Origin of the sequence: uncultured Paraglaciecola sp. (assembly GCF_913058035.1) — a bacterium.
Lineage (GTDB): Bacteria > Pseudomonadota > Gammaproteobacteria > Enterobacterales > Alteromonadaceae > Paraglaciecola.
Genome location: NZ_CAJXPA010000096.1, coordinates 1 through 17108 on the forward strand (window position 1 = coordinate 1; position 17108 = coordinate 17108).

The window sequence follows — 17108 nt, forward strand, 5'->3', positions numbered from 1 at the left end:
GATATTGTCTATTAGCGTCAGTATCTGTTTGCAAAGCGCCACTACTAATAGCTTATGTGGCAATATGACGCTGTGGTCTTGGGTTAAAGGAATAGCTTCATTTATCGCTTTTACACGCTTTTCTGTGTTCGAAACTGCATTGCCACCTCTGGCTTGGAAGAACTTTACGATGGAGGTGGTTCTTGCGCGTTTCACTGTATGTAAGGCCGGCCATTTAATTAAAAAGTCACAGAATAGCTCAGTATCTCTATGGCAGAACCACTCCAAGGGTTGTGGGTAATACTGCTTAAGAGCATTGATAAGTCTATTTGTGTTGCGACGCCTATCTTCCACCAACGAACGGCGCTGCTCGACTAACAACGCCAATGTACGAGATCCGTCACTACTGGGACGCAACGGTTTCACTTTATTCGGATAGTTAAGCATCATGTCTAATGCTAGTTCAGCATCCATCGGGTCATCTTTCGCACCGCTGGGAAACATCGCCTGACGATAACGGGCTAATGTTAATCCATGGATAGGAAAGACAGTGACAAAACTGTATTTCTGCAACGCATATACAATAGGGCCTTTGGTCAGCTCTACAGCAACGGCAATGTTACCTTTCGCGGTTTTATGCAGCTCATTCAACCAAGTATCTATAGATTCAGGTGTGTGTGAAATAACGTTAAAACTGCGCTTGTCACTATCACCAATCTGGACACAAACATCATGTTTTTTATTGGCCCAATCTAAACCGACAAAAATTGAGAATTTACTTTTTGAATCATTCATTACAAATCTCCAAGAGTGGAACTTTGTTATGTATTCTTTACTCTGCGAAAGAAATATAGACAGCGTTTAATGGCGAGCCCTGAGTGTTCGTTATGAGTAAAGTAACCCGTTGCATCGAAAGAAAAGCAGAAATCATCATATGAATATCGCTCAATATTCGTATGCAACGAGCACATAACCTAAACAATCTAAGTGTAGATGATTAAGGTTGAAAGACTATAATTCGCTCATAAAAGACGATCAAAATATTCTTTTGGTCATGACAGGTGGAGTGTTCTTTAACTCCCATCCAACTTTAAATCGCCCGACTTGCTGTTTTGTTAGCTCTGTCATACTCAGTTAAAAATATTCATTCGAATGTTCACCTCCTGCACAATAAAAATGAACTTGGCAACATAAGCTCATAGAACACAATCTGTATAATTATTTTAACTCTGGGCTTGATAAAATTGTCGAGCTGCATCAATTTGTTCGCATAAGACCACCACCTCATCTAGCATTCGAATGGTCATACGGTGAGCTTTGTCAGCATTCGGATGGAAGATAAAATTATTCTTTACTGCTGGAATATGTTGCCACTGAAGCCAATTGAGCCCGTCCGGGCTGTCTGCACTATGTTGGCCTGGTTGTATCACTACTTGAGGTAGCGTCACTAGTACTTGTTCCAGACCGACAGATGGGTAATCGTCCTGGGCATCTGCAAATGGATTACTGGCTCCGCATAGTTCGATTTGTTGTTGTGGCCATGCTTTATTTGCTACCGTTCGAAGCGGCCGTGACCATAATTCATAAAACACCCTAACTTTGTTCTGAGTCGCATATTTTTGTTTGATTTTTTGAAGATTTAACAGATATTTCTTAGCCACAGAATTAGCTACTGCTTCTCGGCCTGTAATCTTACCCAGCATGATTAATTCGTTAGCCACATCTTCTAAGGTTTGTGGGTGTGAGTAAACTACTTTAAGTTGATATTTTTCAAGCCGTGCTAGGTCATCCATTGGGTTGCCAGTTTTCCAAGCGATGATTACGTCAGGCTTCAGTTGGATAATTTTTTCAATTTGCAAACGTGCATAGTTACCTACTCGTAGAATATTTTCAGCGGCTTTTGGGTAGTCAGCATGGGCGGTTGTACCAATGATCTGTTCACCCGCACCTATTGCATATAATGACTCCACAATATGTGGCGCAAGTGCAATGATCCGTTGCTTTTGTAGTGAGTCATCACTAACACTTTTCGCCACGGTTTGACTGGCATTTAAGCCAATCAAACCTAATAAGAGTATATTTAGATAGCGATTCATTATTAGACTCACCAATCGATGCCTTGTTGTGCTTTGATACCGTTGTCAAAAGCATGTTTGATGGGTCTTACTTCGCTGACTGTATCAGCCATTTCAATAATCGAACGGTGGCAAGCACGGCCAGTTATGACCACGTGCTGGCCTTTTGGTCTAGTGTTTAACGCAGCTATTACCTCATCTAGATCGATATACTTGTAAGTAATCATGTAGGTAATTTCATCCAACAGCACCACATTAATTGATGGATCTTGCAGACATGTTTTGCTGTGTTCCCAAGCAGTTTGTGCTGCTAGTTTATCCAAGTCTTTGTCTTGGGTCTCCCAAGTAAAACCGGTGCCCATCACATGAAATTCCACACCATTTTTTTCTAATAAATTACGTTCGCCGCACTCCCAGCCACCTTTGACATACTGCACAACTGAGGCTTTTAATCCGTGTCCAACTGCTCTGGCAACGGTACCAAAACCTGAGGTAGATTTGCCTTTGCCGTTACCAGTTAAAACCAATATCAATCCCTTATCCTCTTGAGCAGCAGCGATACGTTCATCTACTTTGGCTTTTTGTTCTTGCATCCGAGTTTTATGGCGGTCGTTATCTTTTTCATCAGTCATGTTGTTTACTCTTTGCTTATTTGTTTGATTAGTTATAAATGTATGTGTTTTCTGCCAGTCCACATGTGCCTAAATGCATCGGCTAGGCGGTCTAATTCATGTTCTTGTCGACAGGTATAAGCTTCGGCTTCATCACCATATGTATCGGCCCAAGCGATGATCTGTGATAACGCTTCAGGTGAGTCGAACATGCCATGAAGATAAATACCGGCCACTTATGTTGTCTGCGCTGACACAGCCGTCAAGTTGTGCATCATATAATTTGTATCATCTTGATGCGCATCTTTTAATAAAGCAAAAGCTTTAAACTTGCCTTCTCGTTCAGCATGTCCAACGTGTATCTGATAACCTGACGCGATCCCTTCGATATCACCACCATGTATATTAGTTTGTGACAGTAATTTACCCTGATTATGAGTTAACTATTTTTCAAATTTTAGTGTAGTGTTTATGGGCAGCTATCCGAGTCCTTGAGATGAGCCTATTGTCCCTTCAATTTCTGTTGTACCTTCAATTTCACTTGTACCTTGAATTCCTATTGAACCATGAATGGTTCGCCCTAACATTTGATAACCTCTACAAATACCTATCACTTTGCCACCGTAGCGTAGGTGTCTGACAATATCTTTACCCCATCTATGTTGCTCAGGTAACCCCAAACATGCCATGACATTTTTACTACTAGCTAAAATAATAAGATCAGACGCACTAAGTCAAATTGGGTGATATTGTGGTCGTTAACCTAGTCTGTCATTTTGATGTGTCTTTTAATGTCATAGGTAGGCCTGCAACGATAAATGTCACTTTATCTACTCGAGTTGCCAATACTTGATCCAGCCAACCAGTTTGGTCGACAAATTTATGACTGATTTCTTTCATTGGTATCACGCCTAATCTAACTTCATTGGACACATAGTAATATGTGACATGTGTAGGCTTGGTGGTCGTCGTGCAAATCACTGAATAACGTTTTAAAATTTTGTTTAGAATATTCAAATAATTGTTTGTTTAGTCATATAGTTAAGCAGTCAATCAGCAATATTGGCTCAGGTAAAAATTCGGCTTCTGCTAAAATAAGTTGAAATCTATAGACAACTCAGCTAGGCGCCAATCTTCAGGGCGTTCGGCTTCATAGTAAGCAATTCTTTGCGCCATTTCAGGATTGCTGGCCATGGCAGTCGCCATAAGAGTAACCGGTAAATCTGTTTTTTTGCTAAGCGGTATCAGTTGTCTGCATCAATCACTTAGAGGTGCATATCTAGGCTGTTACAAAAACTATTAATCGCCGCGACCAGATACAAAGTTTGCTAGCGTTTGCCCCATTAACTCACTGGGCGCAATGTTTACATCGTTTGAGCAATACCGTGGTCGGCTGCAAAAACCTTTCCCTTAGGCGTTTTCATTCTGTTTAGATTATCTTTAAAATAATGTTTAAGTCATATTTAAATAATGTTCAATTATTCTTTAATTGCTTTCTAATTTCGTCTTTGGCTCATCACGATTAGAAAAAACACACTGCCAATAGCAGAGGTGATAATCCCAATAGGAATTTCTTGATTGGGCATAGCAACACGCGCTAATACATCTACCCAAACCATAAAACAGCCACCCAGTAACACACAGCCAATAGTAACAATACGGCTGGTGACGCCCAACCAACTCCTAACAATATGTGGGATCATCAAACCAACAAAACCTATACCACCGCAATAAGATACAATGCAGGCGGTGAGTGCGGCGCAAATAGCCAGCGATAAAATCCGTAAACGAGTGACCTGCACACCTAATGTTTTAGCATTTTCATCGCCCAGCAATAGTGCGTCCATATGCCGACCATAAAGCAATAATGTCGCTACGCTTACCAACACCACTGGCAACATGACCCAGGCATACCAAGTTTCTACTCGGGCTAGACTTCCCATTAACCAAAAAATCACTTTGTTAGCAGCAAAAGGTTCACCTAAAAACAATAGAAAATGACTCAGCGCGCTGAGCATAAAAGACACCGCAATGCCTGCTAACAACATATGTTCAGTTTTGCTGCCAAAGGTTTTAGAAACCAAAATTTGCACCAAAAATACCGAAAATAACGCGCCTAAAAATGCCGCTAAAGGTAAGGCCAATGAAAATGATAAATTAGGGAACATTTGCATCAGCCCAATTTGTTCGGCTAACTTGCTATCAAATAACAACGTGGCAATGCTTGCACCTAATCCAGCACCTGATACAACACCAAATAAATAAGGATCAGCTAAACCATTGCGGGTAATATTTTGTAAAGTCGCCCCCGCTACTGCTAATCCAGCGCCTACTAAAAACCCTACAAATACTCTGGGTGCGCGGATCTCCCAAAAAATCATGTTGTTTACAGGGTCTTGGCAACCCTGTGTTATACAGTGAATGAGTTGGCCATTGGATAGATCTGCAGCGCCAAAAAACAACGCTCCAATGGGTGATACGATGACCAACAGACACAAAACCATCCATTTTGTGTTCACAAGTTTGAGTTCCCAGTAACAGACGTTAAATCTGTTTCAACTTCATCGGGAGGATAAAAGTCCACTCGAAACGCCGAATTGTTAGTCTTATGTCTTATTTGGCAAGGGGTCCTAAATACTTGTTCTAAACGCTGTGAGGTAAGCACTTGTTCATGTGTACCTTGCTCGACCATTTTTCCTTGGTCTAATAAGCAAAGATGGTCACAATAATTAGCGGCTAAATTTAAGTCATGGAGGCTCATTATCACTGTGATATTGAGTTTATGCGCAAGGTCGCGCAACAGTTTCAGTACTTGGTGCTGATAATATATATCCAGATGATTAACCGGTTCGTCTAACACGATAAGTGCGGCTTTTTGCACTAAGGCGCGTGCAATTAAACCGCGCTGTTGTTCACCACCAGATAAAGAATTAAAGCTTTGCTTAACTTTGTTATCAAGTCCTACGCGGGATATGGCGTCGCTGATGCTTTTGTCGTCTTCGCGGGTTTGTCTACTAAGCAACGATTTGTGCGGTAACAAGCCCATACGCACTATTTGATAGAGGTCTAGAGCAAATACACTTTCGTTGAGTTGATTCACTACTGCGATTTGTTTGGCCAAAGACATAGGGTCGTAATCTGTCAGCGCTTTATTATTCCAACTGATACTGTGATGACTCGCTAACTGCCCCGATAACATTTTGAGTAAACTAGTTTTACCCGCACCATTGGGGCCAAGTACACCCATGACTTTTCCTGCACTAACATTAAGGCACACATCAGATAAAATCTGATGTGTGCCTATTTTTAGGTTCACATTAGTGGCAATAAGGGAGCAGGCGCTAGACATACACTGACCCACACTCACACTTGTACTCAATAGTCGGAATAACATCCACAATCAAAATGTTGACTCAAGTAGCGAGAACAGGGAAACACATCAAACAACAGCATGAAAACTGTCAAGATATAATGTTATCCGTGTGTTCCCGCACGAAAAATTAAAGTGTATCTTGAATTAGGTTACCTACTTCAAGGTTTTATAAGGCTGGTATCTGACTGACGTTTTGTTAAAACGTTTACAGTTGCGGGTACAGTCTTGGATTTTCACCAAATTCCCAATTACTTTGTGTTGTTGTTTCAACGAAACAAAACCTTATTGTTAAAAAACAAATATAGCAAGTAAGTAGATGATGTTCGAGGGGTGTTTTACATCAGATCTCCCTCGAATTTCACTCAAAATTAAAATAGATATATTTATCGTGATACTAATTGGATTTTTTCTTGGTGGTTAATGTCGATTTTTAAAAGAGTATCCCGAGCGTTGGTCGGATTGCTAAAGCGCAGCATTTTGATCAATGCTTTATAAACATTATCTTTGCTGCCACAAGCTCGTTTGTTGCTTTCGTTATTTACCGAGGTTTGGATGCTGATTTTGGTTCGTTGTGATAGCGACAATGTATCCTGTATTATTGGAAAATTGGTTTAGTGGGATCTTGATAAATAATGTCAAAGATTATCAAAGACTATTGTGTGGGTTGCAGCAAATTGTTTTGTAGCACTTTTTCATGCAATCTTTTGGTCTTTATCTTTTGGCACGGATATTTTCTGAGCCAATATTTAGACGCTGTTTTTACTTGCCAATGTTGTATGCCTGTTACTGAACCAAAGACCTATTTTAGGAGGGGGATGGTTGATTATACATTAATTACCGTGCAACACGCCCGCATACTGACTTCATTATTATTTATTATGCGTGAGTTGAAAACTCTATGTGATGTAAAGTCCAAATATTTGTTAAGTATGATAATAACTCTTTAGTCATATTTTAATAGTCAGTCATTTGCTATTCAGTAAAATGGAATTACACTATTATTTAACGCACATGTGATTGAACACTCAATGAGCTTTTACCTAGTGTTATTAATGTAATCAATGTAATAAATGTAATCAATGCCGCCTGAGAAGTCATCACACTAGGAATGATGATATACGGAGAGATATACAACACTTTATGCGGCTAATAAAGAGCTTGTTAATCTAACCGGAGACAGTCAATGAAATATAAACAAATGCAAACAGTCGTATGTTTTTTGCCCATGTTTAGTATTGTCACTTCTATTCAAATTTTGGCGCAAAGCACACCATCTGAATTTGCTGAGATGAGTTTTTTGGAGCTATTTGACATCAGCCTCGACGAGACTATTGAAGAACATATTCACACATCCCCTTGGAACTTAGCCTATCAATTTAAAACCGCAGTATTTGAAGGTTATCTCGATGGGAACGAATCCTTAAGTTTTGACGATGTATTATGGAATGCACCAAATGAATTGCGGACAAACAAAAATTTCCCTGTTTTACCCACTATTATAAAACAACAGGCTCATGTTATTGCTCTGGCATATCAGTTTAATAAACATTGGAATGGGAATATATCTATTCCTTATATTAATCAAAAAACTGATCACATCAGCATTGTTAATAATTATAATTTTTTTACTATTGAAACTGATGGTTTGGGTGATACATCGTTATCAGCCACCTACAGATGGAACAATTCAATTACCAGTTCATGGCGGTTTGCGTTTGGCTTGAGTTTGCCAACAGGGTCGATTGATGAGGTAGGAGATACACCCAGAGATTTAGGTGATCAGCAATTACCTTTTACTATGCAACTGGGCTCAGGGACATATGATTTTCCTCTAGAACTGAGTTATCAAAACAGTCACGCAGATGGTTTCAAATTTAGTATGAAAGCGAATATACGTACGGGTAAAAATAAACGTCACTATCGGCTTGGCAATAACTATAACTTAAATGGTCGTTACGAGGCCGAGTTGTCACCTGCTTTTAGAACGTTTGCAGGGGTCGCTTTCAAATACACTGAGTCTATTCATGGTCAAGACGATGACTTGTTACTTAATGGGGCTTTCAAGTATCCTGCTAGCATAACCAATCCGCATCTTTATGGTGGCAAAAAAATTAGTCTTCGACTGGGTTTGACCATGCAATTGTCAGAGGACATTCAAATCAATGTAGAGCTTGGAAAGCCGTTTTATCAGGATCTTAATGGGCCCCAGCCCAAAGAAAAGTTACAAAGTGCTATTTATATTTCGAAACAAATTTAATTTTGATTACGTCAATTCAAAACTTATTTTTTAGTCTATTTAGACTGAGCTCCACGTTGCTTTTTACAGGGCTTTTTAGTTGTTTTTTTTGCACTGCGGTTTATGCTGATAGACCTCTAGGTATGGAGGACAAGTTAAAAGCAGCCTATTTATTGAATTTTACAAAATTTATAGAATGGCCTGATACGACAGAAATGACATTACCTTCAACAATTAGAATTTGTGTGGATGCGACACCTGAATTTTTGGAGTTTTTGAGCCAACTGGTTGGCGACAGACGAGTTGGTAGGTTGAAGAGAAAAGTTGAAGTAGTCGCACGTTCTGCTTCAAAGGGATGTGAATTGCTTTATTTACAAGGCAAACACACCCCTGACTCTCTGCAAGATGAAAATGCAATCGTTGTGACTGACTCAGACGATAACTTTTTCCCAGATGCAGCCATTGTATTTTATACAGAAAATAGAAAGCTTCGGTTTGAAATTAACCGTGAAAAAATCGATGCGTTAAAAGTTACTGTCAGCTCTGAATTGCTGAAACTAGCAAGGATTAGATAACGAATGTTGCAAACGTTAATAAAATTGATAAATTCAATTTCATTCTTTCATAAACAGCTTATTGCTATAATGGCAATAAATATTCTTCCTCTTGTCATCATGTCGGGGCTGTTATATTCGAACTCAAATGAAGATTATAAAAATAATCTTATTGAAGTCATGCAGGGTAAAAATTACGTTACTAGCTGCTAGCAGCAGTTCGGCATTGCTGTTTGATGATAAGCAAGTTGCTACTCATTTATTGTCTCACCTCAAGCTGTATCGAGCCACTCGATATGCTCAAATTTACGATGCAAACTTGAATGTATTTGCTGAATACAAACGCTCTGGAGAAAGTATTGATATGCCCATTGGGAATTTCAATCAAAATGCTTTTTTTAAGAATCAAAATATTTATTTGTCACACCAGATTATGATGGGTGATGAAAAGTTAGGTGTCATTGTTATTTCAGCAGATACTATTTCTCTTCAAAACCAGCAGCAGAGATATATATTAATAGCGGCGTTGGTTTTTCTGGGGAGCTTTTTATTAACTTACATACTTAACTGGCGACTGCAAAAACTTCTGAATGCGCCGATAACTGATTTGATTGAATTGGTTGGATATGTTGCCGACAAAAAAAAATACCACAAGCGTCTCAATAATAATCGAAATGATGAGATCGGTAAGCTTATTTTGGGAGTTAATACGATGTTGAACACCATAGAAAAACATGAAAGCCAGCTTTATAACCGCTCTAACTATGATGATTTGACCAAATTACCTAATCGGCATTTACTTACCGAACGTCTATCCCATGGAATCAGTACTGCTGAGAGAAATCGATCTGAATTAGCCTTATTGTTCCTTGATCTAGATCGATTTAAAATTATTAATGACAGTCTGGGACACTACGTGGGTGATCAGTTACTTGTCCAAGTAGCCACTAAACTTACTAAACTTTTAAGTCAATCAGATTCTGTCTTCCGATGGGGTGGGGACGAATTTGTAGTAGTGCTAGAGAATATTCAAAAAATTGAAGATGTTGAGAGCTTTGTGCGCAAAATAATGAACGAGTTGTCTAATCCTATTCATTTGGATAACCACTTGTTACATGTTTCAACTAGCATTGGCATTACTCGTTACCCAAAAGACGGCACAGACAGTGTAAGTTTGATTAAACATGCAGATATCAGCATGTATCAGGCGAAAGTTCAGGGACCGGGTCATTATCGGTATTTTAATCAGGAAATGCTTAACAACTCTGTGCATCGTTTAACGCTAGAAATGCAGGTGCATCAGGCATTCGAAAAAAATGACTTTTTTATGGTTTATCAGCCTCAAATGTCAATTGATGGCGAAAGTATTTTGGGATTTGAAGCATTAATAAGGTGGAAGTGTGATGGTGTTTTTATCTCCCCAGAACAATTTTTACCTTTAGTGGATGACTTAGGTTTAATGGAGAAGTTAACTCTATGGGTATTAGAACAGGCCTGTAGGCAAAATGTGAGTTGGCAAAAAGCAGGATTGACACCTGTAAAAATAGCGGTTAACTTTCCTGCCTCATTTATCATGCAATCTCGATGTTTAGAGGATATTTATTCTGTTCTCACAGAAACAGGTTTAGCTCCTAAATTCTTAGAGGTTGAATTAACTGAAAATACTTTTTTAGATTCAACGTCAATTTCAGTATCAGTATTGCAGTCCTTAAAAGATTTAGGTGTCAATATTGCCATTGATGATTTTGGGACCGGTTATTCTTGTATGAGTTATTTACAAGACTTACCTATAGACACACTTAAAATTGATGGCAGTTTTATAAAAGGACTGGGACAAAAACAGGCCAACGATGGAATAGTACAATCCATCATTACACTCGGAAAAAGTCTTAATATGCTTCTCGTAGCAGAATGTGTAGAGACACAAGAACAGCTCAATATTCTTAAAAACATGCAGTGTGACATCATTCAAGGCTATTTATTTAGTAAACCCTTGTCTATGGACGATGCAACTAAATTTATTGCCAGTAAGGAACATAAATACAAATAATGAAGATACTGCACACCTCCGATTGGCATCTGGGTCAAAATTTTTTCACTAAAAGTCGCAAAGAAGAACATCAAAGGTTTATAAACTGGCTTTTACAGCAGGTAGCATGTGAGCAGGTAGACGCGGTTATTATAGCCGGTGACATATTTGATACTGGCACTCCACCGAGTTACGCACGAGAGATGTATAACCAGTTTGTGGTGGATATGCAACAGCTCAACTGTGTGTTGGTGGTCCTTGGCGGCAATCATGACTCGGTTTCTACCCTAAACGAATCCAAACAAATTCTTGCCTGTTTAAATACCTTTGTGGTGGCCAGCACCGGCATAGCAATTGATGAACAAGTGTTTACTATTCCCGATAAGCAAGGTCAGCCAGCAGCTATTTTATGTGCGGTGCCTTTTATCAGAGCCAGAGATGTGTTGCAAAGCACAGCAGGCGAAACCGGATTACAAAAACGCCAAGCACTAGGAGATGCCATTAAGCAGCATTACCAAACGCTGTACCAAATAGCCTTACTTAAACAAAAAGAACAAAAAGCAGACGGGCTAGATTTACCTATTATCGCCACTGGACATTTAACCGCGCTGGGGGTCAGCCAATCCGAAAGTGTTCGCGACATTTACATCGGTACCTTAGACGGCTTTGCCGCAGACGGATTTCCCCCTGCCGACTACATTGCACTGGGGCATATTCATAAGCCACAGATAGTAGCCAAATCAGAACATATTCGTTATTGCGGCTCGCCTATTCCTTTAAGTTTTGATGAACTGGGCACCCAAAAGCAAGTGATGCTGGTGGAGTTTAGCGGAGCACAGCGCACCAGTTTACAACCTATCCCCATTCCTGTTTTTCAGCCCATGTTAGTGATTAAGGGCGACCTTGCAAAAATTGAGAAAGCACTGCAACAACTCAAAGCTGATGCAAAAGCTAACACAACAGCTAATACAAAAGCTGATACAGGTACGCAGCCTGTCTGGTTATGTCTTGAGGTGGATACCCAGGATTATTTAGCCGATCTGCAGCAGCGTATTCAAACCATGACCGAAGGGCTCAATGTAGAAATATTGCAACTGCGGCGTTCACGCAATCAGCGCAGACAATTACTGAGTCAAATGCAAAGTGAAACCCTTGCTGAATTAACCCCCGAAGACGTATTTGAAAAACGCTTAGCTATGGAGACATTTGATACAAGCCCTGAAGTGGACTCAGAAAAAACCACACTGCAACAAGTGCGACAGCGGTTTAGCCAAATATTGTCTGAGGTAGAGCATCAGGGGACGGACGGATGAAAATTTTAAGCATTCGATTAAAAAACCTCAACTCACTTAAGGGGGAATGGAAAATTGATTTTACCCAACCACCTTTCGCCGAAAACGGCCTATTTGCTATCACTGGGCCAACCGGTGCGGGTAAAACCACCTTATTAGATGCAATTTGTTTGGCGCTTTATCATCAAACCCCAAGGCTGGGACAAATCACTAATTCATCTAACGAAATCATGACACGAGGCACGTCTGAATGTTTGGCAGAAGTGGAGTTTGAAGTAAAAGGCACCGCCTATCGAGCTTTTTGGAGTATGCGCCGTTCACGGGGCAACGTAGACGGTAATCTACAACCCGCAGATGCAGAATTAGCCGAAGTAGCCACAGGCAAAGTACTGGCCACCCAAATTAGGCAAAAAAGCGAAGAAATAGAAAAACTAACAGGTCTAGACTTTGGCCGCTTTACCAAGTCAATGATGTTATCCCAAGGGAATTTTGCCGCGTTTCTTAACGCAGATGAAAATAAACGGGCGGAGTTACTCGAAGAGCTTACCGGGACTGAGGTCTATGGTCAGATTTCAGTTAAGGTGCATGAACACTTCAGCCAAGCCAAACAAAGATTAAACGAATTACAGGCGGGGGCGAATACCTTTCAAGTGCTCAGCGCGGAGCAAAGGCAAGCGCTGCAAGACGAACTCAATCAACTACAAAACAAACAAGGAGGCATCGAGCAACTAATTACAACCCACACAAGCCATATAAACTGGTTGGAAAAACGACTCAGTGCCCAGCAAAGCCAACAAGATGCCAGCATTTTAAACACCGAGGCTAAAGAAGCCATCGCTGATGCAAAAATTGATTTAAGTTTGCTTGAAAAAAGTGAGCCCGCCGAGCGCCTGCGGCCCAATTGGCGACGTTTAGTTGAGGTAACACAGCAACAGACAAAAACGAATGAGCAATTGTCTGCCCAGCAACAAACCCAAACGAAGTTGGGAGTAGAGTTAACCAGCGCAGCCGACAAGTTGTCTGTGGCGGCACACTCATTACAAAGCAGCAAACAAGCTCAGCAAAGTCAGGAGCAGTTGATAACACAGCAGGTTATGCCCCTTGATAATAAAATAAGTGTCTTAGCTGAAAAACACAGTGATAAACAGCAGGCTCTTCGCCAGTTGCAACAACAACAGCAAGAGTCGGTCAGCAAACAGCAAGTGTTAACCGCCGCGTTAACCGACTTAAACTCGCAACATAGCCTTGCGCAAAACTACCTCACTGAGCATCAAGCAGACAGTGCCGTGGGCGAACAACTTAGCGGTTGGAATGCATCAGTGGAGCAACTAAAACGTGATAGTCTATCAGCCGAGACACTGCAAAAACATACAGTAGGCATCGACAGCCAACTCAATGAAAACATCAAGGTTAAACAACGTCTACAAGGACAATGGCAAAACCTGTCTGAACGTCTAAACCTGCAACAGGCGGCGCTGACAGAAAAGGAAGCACAATATCAAAAGTTAACCGTAAAAACCGACAACATCAGCCTTGAGTCGGGCACGACCGAACTTGAAAATCAATTAGCCACTATTAATACTCGCTGGCCCGAGCTGCACAGCGCCCAAGAAATCCAGCGCCGTTGTGTGCAATTAGAAAGAGACAAAACACACAGTCAGAGTGAATTGCAAAGTAGCCAAACACAAACCGAAGAATTAAGCACACAGCGCAATGCTTTAGTGCACAAGTACCAAGAGCAAACCCAACGCTGCAAAGATTTACAACAACTCGTCAGCCAAGAAGAGCAGCTAGCTCAATATCGCCAATTGCTTAAAGCAGATGAAGCATGTCCGTTGTGCGGTGCGACCGAACACCCTCAATCATCGGCTATGGCCATAGATATTCCCGAAACAGTGGACAGAAAACAACAAGCAGACACGCTGTTAAATCAGTTAGAACAAGACGGAAAAGCGGTGCGCGAAAAAAGAGACTCCCTAGAGCTTAAAATTAAGCAGTTACACACCTGCTTGGCTGAATCGAATACACTCGAAACTGAGCTAACAACGTTATGGCAGGGCGCAGTAGCAACACTGCAACTCAACTTCGCCATCAACGATTCGCACAGCTTACAAAACTTTGAACTGGCACTTAAAAAACAGTTTGAACAAGTATCAAGTCAATTAAAGTTAATCAGTCAGCTAGATAAAGAACGCCAAGCCAACAAAGAAGCGTTAAACATTACCCAGCGTGAGAGTGAAAAACTCAGCAGCAAACTTAAATTACTTGAACAAAGCCAACAATCGTTGCAACAAAGCAGCCAAAAAGCGACGCAAGAATATGCACAGCTCATTGAGTTGATAGATAAAAACCGCACGGCCCTACTCACTAATATTACTGCCTTGGGTTACGTCGCTCCGCCAGAAAATGAATGGGTGCAATGGCTGCAAGCTAAACGTAAAGATGTCACCTGTTATCAGCAAAAAATGCACGATAAAGAACAAATAAGCCGACAACTTGAGCTTAAAAGTGCAGAAAATGCAGTAGCCGAAAAGCTGTTGCAGAGTCTGGATGGACAACTGTCATCAGAGCAAATACAAGAATCTGAACTTAAACAACAATGGGATGACAAAGCTAAACAGCGCCATCAATTATTTGGCGAACAGACAGTGGCACTCGCCAGAGAAAATGCCAATGTTAAGCTAAGTACTACCGAGCAATCCCATCAGTTGGCGATTGCTATGCACAAACAAATCGATCAGCAACATAACGACTTATTGGCAGCCATCAAAGCAAAAACACAACAGCAAACAGAGCTTGAACTGTCACTTAAAGGGCTTACCGATAAATGGCATGCGTTACTTACTAACAGCCCTTTTGTTAACCAATGCGAATTTGAAATGGCGCTGCTGCCCGAACAACAGCGCAGCCAGCTAATCAGTTTGAAACAAAGACTCGATACACAATTACAGCGGGCAAATACGTTGTTAGAGCAATCCGCCGCCCAGCTTAACCAGCTTAATAATATCGAACAAGCAGCCTTGTGGCAGCAAACCTCACAAGAAGACGTGAAGGCACAACTGCAGCAACTACAAACTGAAAAAGATAGGCTAGTAGAAAGCAGAGGTGGCATTAGCAGTCAATTATCGGCAGACCAGAAACAGACCTCACGGCAACAAACATTACTCGACCAAATCGAACAACAAACACAAGATTACGATCAGCTAAGTTACCTACACGGCTTAATCGGTTCAGCCAACGGCGACAAATTTCGCCGTTTCGCCCAAGGCCTGACCCTAGATAACTTAGTCTACCTCGCCAACAAACAACTCGACCGCATACATGGTCGTTATTTGCTTAAAAGAAAAGAAGAACAAGGCCTAGCGCTGACAGTGCTTGATACTTGGCAGGGTGATGTAGAGCGGGATACCAAAACCCTATCCGGTGGTGAGAGTTTCTTAGTGAGCCTTGCCCTTGCTTTGGCGCTATCTGACCTAGTCAGCCATAAAACCAGTATTGACTCGCTGTTTCTTGATGAAGGGTTTGGCACTTTGGATGCTGAAACGTTGGATATTGCTTTGGATGCGCTGGATAACCTGAATGCATCGGGCAAGATGATTGGGGTGATCAGTCATATTGAGGCGATGAAGGAGAGGATACCAACGCAGTTACGGGTGACTAAGAAGAGTGGGTTGGGGGTGAGTGAATTGGATCCGGTGTTTGCTGTTAGGTGAGTTTTTTAGGCTCTGGCGAGGTGACACAAACAAGCCAACGTGATGATGTTGGCTTTAGTTTTTACCTGCTAACTCAAAGTACTTTTTATGCGACCTTGTAATCCGGTATAGCTTGGATGTTATCGGGAAGAGGCATATTTTCAGCTTCCCAAGTGTCAAGCTTTGCCTGCATGTTTATCCAAATAGAAACACCCGTTCCCGTCGACTCAGAAAGCCTTCTAGCCATAGCGTGAGAGCATTTTGCTTTGCCGTTAGTAAACTCGCTTAATGCTTTTCTTGAAACCCCAAGATAAGTAGCAGCATCAGTAATAGATATCTTGCGTTCGTCCAGTATGGTGAACTTAAAAAACTCACCCGGATGTGATGGCTTTCTAGTTTGTATCATCTTAATCTCCATAATTTTTTTTAATAGAGCAGCTAAATGTCTGCTTAATTGTGATATCAGGTAAGTGTTACATCGCCTTAATTGATTTGCCGTGGTAATCACGGTAATCCACCAGCATTGTTCCATCATCATGTATTTGGAAGGTGATACGCCAATTGCCATTCACTTCTAGACTATAAACCCCTGCACCGGAGCCTTTCTTTTCTGCAAATTTATTCCCATAAATGCTCTTTAAGTCCTTTGGATGATGTGAAGCATCTATCGCGTCTAATATATAGCCTACTTTTTGTAAGTGGTTATCCTGTATGCCACTTGTGCCGCCATCATAAAAAAACTTTTTAAGCCCTTTATGTTTAAAACTCTTGATTGCCATGCCAGATCCCTCTTGTGCCGGTAGTCATTTGTATCGTTTTAATTTGTTATCGTTGTATCAACAAACATATGCCTATCTATTTACCTTAGAAGCTAAGCTTTCACTTTATTTATAGGTTGTAGTAAATGATTGCCTCAACCGTAACCTGTAACGTATCGCGTGTCAATGGTGGCGATTCAGTAAGGTTCTAGAGCTGCCCAGCAGATGTGTTCCAACGCAGTAGCGGGAGGTAAAAGGAGTGGGGGATTTTTATGCGCTGTCGCTTACCACCATCCCTCGCGGTGTCCGCATGGCGATTGACCCACTAAATTGAAGTAATATTTGCGAGCCGTGAGTCGAGGGTAAGGCAAAAGATAAGAAAAAAGCATCGGCTTTGCCTACAACTGAAATGGTGACTCCGTCACTGATTTCAGTTGTAGTGCTATTTTCCGTAATATATTGATTTAAATTATATTTTATCGTTTTGTAACAATGGGTGTCTCGATAAG

The 17108-nt window shown here is 41.0% G+C and carries 15 protein-coding genes, 1 pseudogene and 1 riboswitch; of the genes and pseudogenes, 5 read left to right on the top strand and 11 right to left on the bottom strand.

Annotated features, from left to right (window positions below):
• From QZ562_RS13075 to QZ562_RS13110, 8 genes and pseudogenes are all read right to left on the bottom strand, one after another.
• The coding region (locus QZ562_RS13075) for an IS110 family transposase (protein WP_293760765.1) at positions 1–774 on the bottom strand (774 nt) is incomplete at its 3' end.
• Between the two features lie 428 nt (positions 775–1202).
• Positions 1203–2087 carry a cobalamin-binding protein gene (locus QZ562_RS13080; RefSeq protein ID WP_293760768.1) on the bottom strand — a complete coding sequence of 295 codons (885 nt, stop codon included), beginning with the start codon at positions 2085–2087 and terminating at the stop codon, positions 1203–1205.
• Positions 2084–2686, bottom strand: coding sequence for a cob(I)yrinic acid a,c-diamide adenosyltransferase (gene cobO / locus QZ562_RS13085; protein WP_293760771.1), 603 nt, complete (start codon positions 2684–2686; stop codon positions 2084–2086). The genes QZ562_RS13080 and cobO overlap by 4 nt, the downstream gene beginning before the upstream one ends.
• Positions 2687–2718: 32 nt before the next feature.
• Positions 2719–2901, bottom strand: a complete 183-nt coding sequence (locus QZ562_RS13090; protein ID WP_293760774.1) for a hypothetical protein — start codon at positions 2899–2901, stop codon at positions 2719–2721.
• A 243-nt stretch (positions 2902–3144) separates the two neighbouring features.
• Positions 3145–3354, bottom strand: coding sequence for a hypothetical protein (locus tag QZ562_RS13095; protein ID WP_293760776.1), 210 nt, complete (start codon positions 3352–3354; stop codon positions 3145–3147).
• A gap of 82 nt (positions 3355–3436) precedes the next feature.
• Positions 3437–3913: pseudogene (locus QZ562_RS13100) on the bottom strand (bifunctional adenosylcobinamide kinase/adenosylcobinamide-phosphate guanylyltransferase).
• Between the two features lie 248 nt (positions 3914–4161).
• Positions 4162–5184 (bottom strand): iron ABC transporter permease, encoded by a 1023-nt coding sequence (locus tag QZ562_RS13105; RefSeq protein WP_293760779.1) that lies wholly within the window; start codon positions 5182–5184, stop codon positions 4162–4164.
• Positions 5181–6014 (bottom strand): ABC transporter ATP-binding protein, encoded by an 834-nt coding sequence (locus tag QZ562_RS13110; protein WP_293760782.1) that lies wholly within the window; start codon positions 6012–6014, stop codon positions 5181–5183. Before QZ562_RS13110 ends, QZ562_RS13105 begins: the two co-directional genes overlap by 4 nt.
• Positions 6015–6192: 178 nt before the next feature.
• Positions 6193–6338: riboswitch (cobalamin riboswitch) on the bottom strand.
• Positions 6339–7221: 883 nt separating this feature from the next.
• On the opposite strand from QZ562_RS13110, the gene QZ562_RS13115 reads away from it, so the two are divergent.
• The 5 genes from QZ562_RS13115 to QZ562_RS13135 all read left to right on the top strand — a co-directional run bounded on the left by QZ562_RS13115 (position 7222) and on the right by QZ562_RS13135 (position 15862).
• On the top strand, positions 7222–8295 hold the full coding sequence (locus QZ562_RS13115) for a transporter (protein ID WP_293760785.1): 1074 nt from the start codon (positions 7222–7224) through the stop codon (positions 8293–8295).
• Positions 8296–8417: 122 nt separating this feature from the next.
• Entirely contained in the window at positions 8418–8849 is a 432-nt protein-coding gene (locus QZ562_RS13120; RefSeq protein WP_293760788.1) for a YfiR family protein, read from the top strand.
• A 127-nt stretch (positions 8850–8976) separates the two neighbouring features.
• On the top strand, positions 8977–10878 hold the full coding sequence (locus QZ562_RS13125) for an EAL domain-containing protein (protein WP_293760791.1): 1902 nt from the start codon (positions 8977–8979) through the stop codon (positions 10876–10878).
• Positions 10878–12170, top strand: a complete 1293-nt coding sequence (gene sbcD, locus QZ562_RS13130; RefSeq protein WP_293760794.1) for an exonuclease subunit SbcD — start codon at positions 10878–10880, stop codon at positions 12168–12170. The genes QZ562_RS13125 and sbcD overlap by 1 nt, the downstream gene beginning before the upstream one ends.
• Positions 12167–15862, top strand: a complete 3696-nt coding sequence (locus QZ562_RS13135) for an SbcC/MukB-like Walker B domain-containing protein (protein ID WP_293760796.1) — start codon at positions 12167–12169, stop codon at positions 15860–15862. The genes sbcD and QZ562_RS13135 overlap by 4 nt, the downstream gene beginning before the upstream one ends.
• Positions 15863–15947: 85 nt before the next feature.
• On the opposite strand, the gene QZ562_RS13140 is transcribed toward QZ562_RS13135, so the two are convergent.
• The 3 genes from QZ562_RS13140 to QZ562_RS13150 all read right to left on the bottom strand — a co-directional run.
• Complete coding sequence (locus tag QZ562_RS13140) at positions 15948–16247, bottom strand: HigA family addiction module antitoxin (protein WP_293760799.1); 300 nt, start codon at positions 16245–16247, stop codon at positions 15948–15950.
• A 67-nt stretch (positions 16248–16314) separates the two neighbouring features.
• Positions 16315–16620 carry a type II toxin-antitoxin system RelE/ParE family toxin gene (locus tag QZ562_RS13145; protein ID WP_293760802.1) on the bottom strand — a complete coding sequence of 102 codons (306 nt, stop codon included), beginning with the start codon at positions 16618–16620 and terminating at the stop codon, positions 16315–16317.
• A gap of 249 nt (positions 16621–16869) precedes the next feature.
• The coding region (locus QZ562_RS13150) for a hypothetical protein (RefSeq protein WP_293760805.1) at positions 16870–17108 on the bottom strand (239 nt) is incomplete at its 5' end.

Bases quoted from the DNA above. Each gene is read 5' to 3' on its own strand.
- cobO (WP_293760771.1), bottom strand. From the start codon at position 2,686: ATGACTGATGAAAAAGATAACGACCGCCATAAAACTCGGATGCAAGAA.
- QZ562_RS13095 (WP_293760776.1), bottom strand. From the start codon at position 3,354: ATGGCATGTTTGGGGTTACCTGAGCAACATAGATGGGGTAAAGATATT.
- QZ562_RS13110 (WP_293760782.1), bottom strand. From the start codon at position 6,014: ATGTCTAGCGCCTGCTCCCTTATTGCCACTAATGTGAACCTAAAAATA.
- QZ562_RS13115 (WP_293760785.1), top strand. From the start codon at position 7,222: ATGAAATATAAACAAATGCAAACAGTCGTATGTTTTTTGCCCATGTTT.
- QZ562_RS13120 (WP_293760788.1), top strand. From the start codon at position 8,418: ATGGAGGACAAGTTAAAAGCAGCCTATTTATTGAATTTTACAAAATTT.
- QZ562_RS13125 (WP_293760791.1), top strand. From the start codon at position 8,977: ATGAAGATTATAAAAATAATCTTATTGAAGTCATGCAGGGTAAAAATT.
- sbcD (WP_293760794.1), top strand. From the start codon at position 10,878: ATGAAGATACTGCACACCTCCGATTGGCATCTGGGTCAAAATTTTTTC.
- QZ562_RS13135 (WP_293760796.1), top strand. From the start codon at position 12,167: ATGAAAATTTTAAGCATTCGATTAAAAAACCTCAACTCACTTAAGGGG.
- QZ562_RS13140 (WP_293760799.1), bottom strand. From the start codon at position 16,247: ATGATACAAACTAGAAAGCCATCACATCCGGGTGAGTTTTTTAAGTTC.
- QZ562_RS13145 (WP_293760802.1), bottom strand. From the start codon at position 16,620: ATGGCAATCAAGAGTTTTAAACATAAAGGGCTTAAAAAGTTTTTTTAT.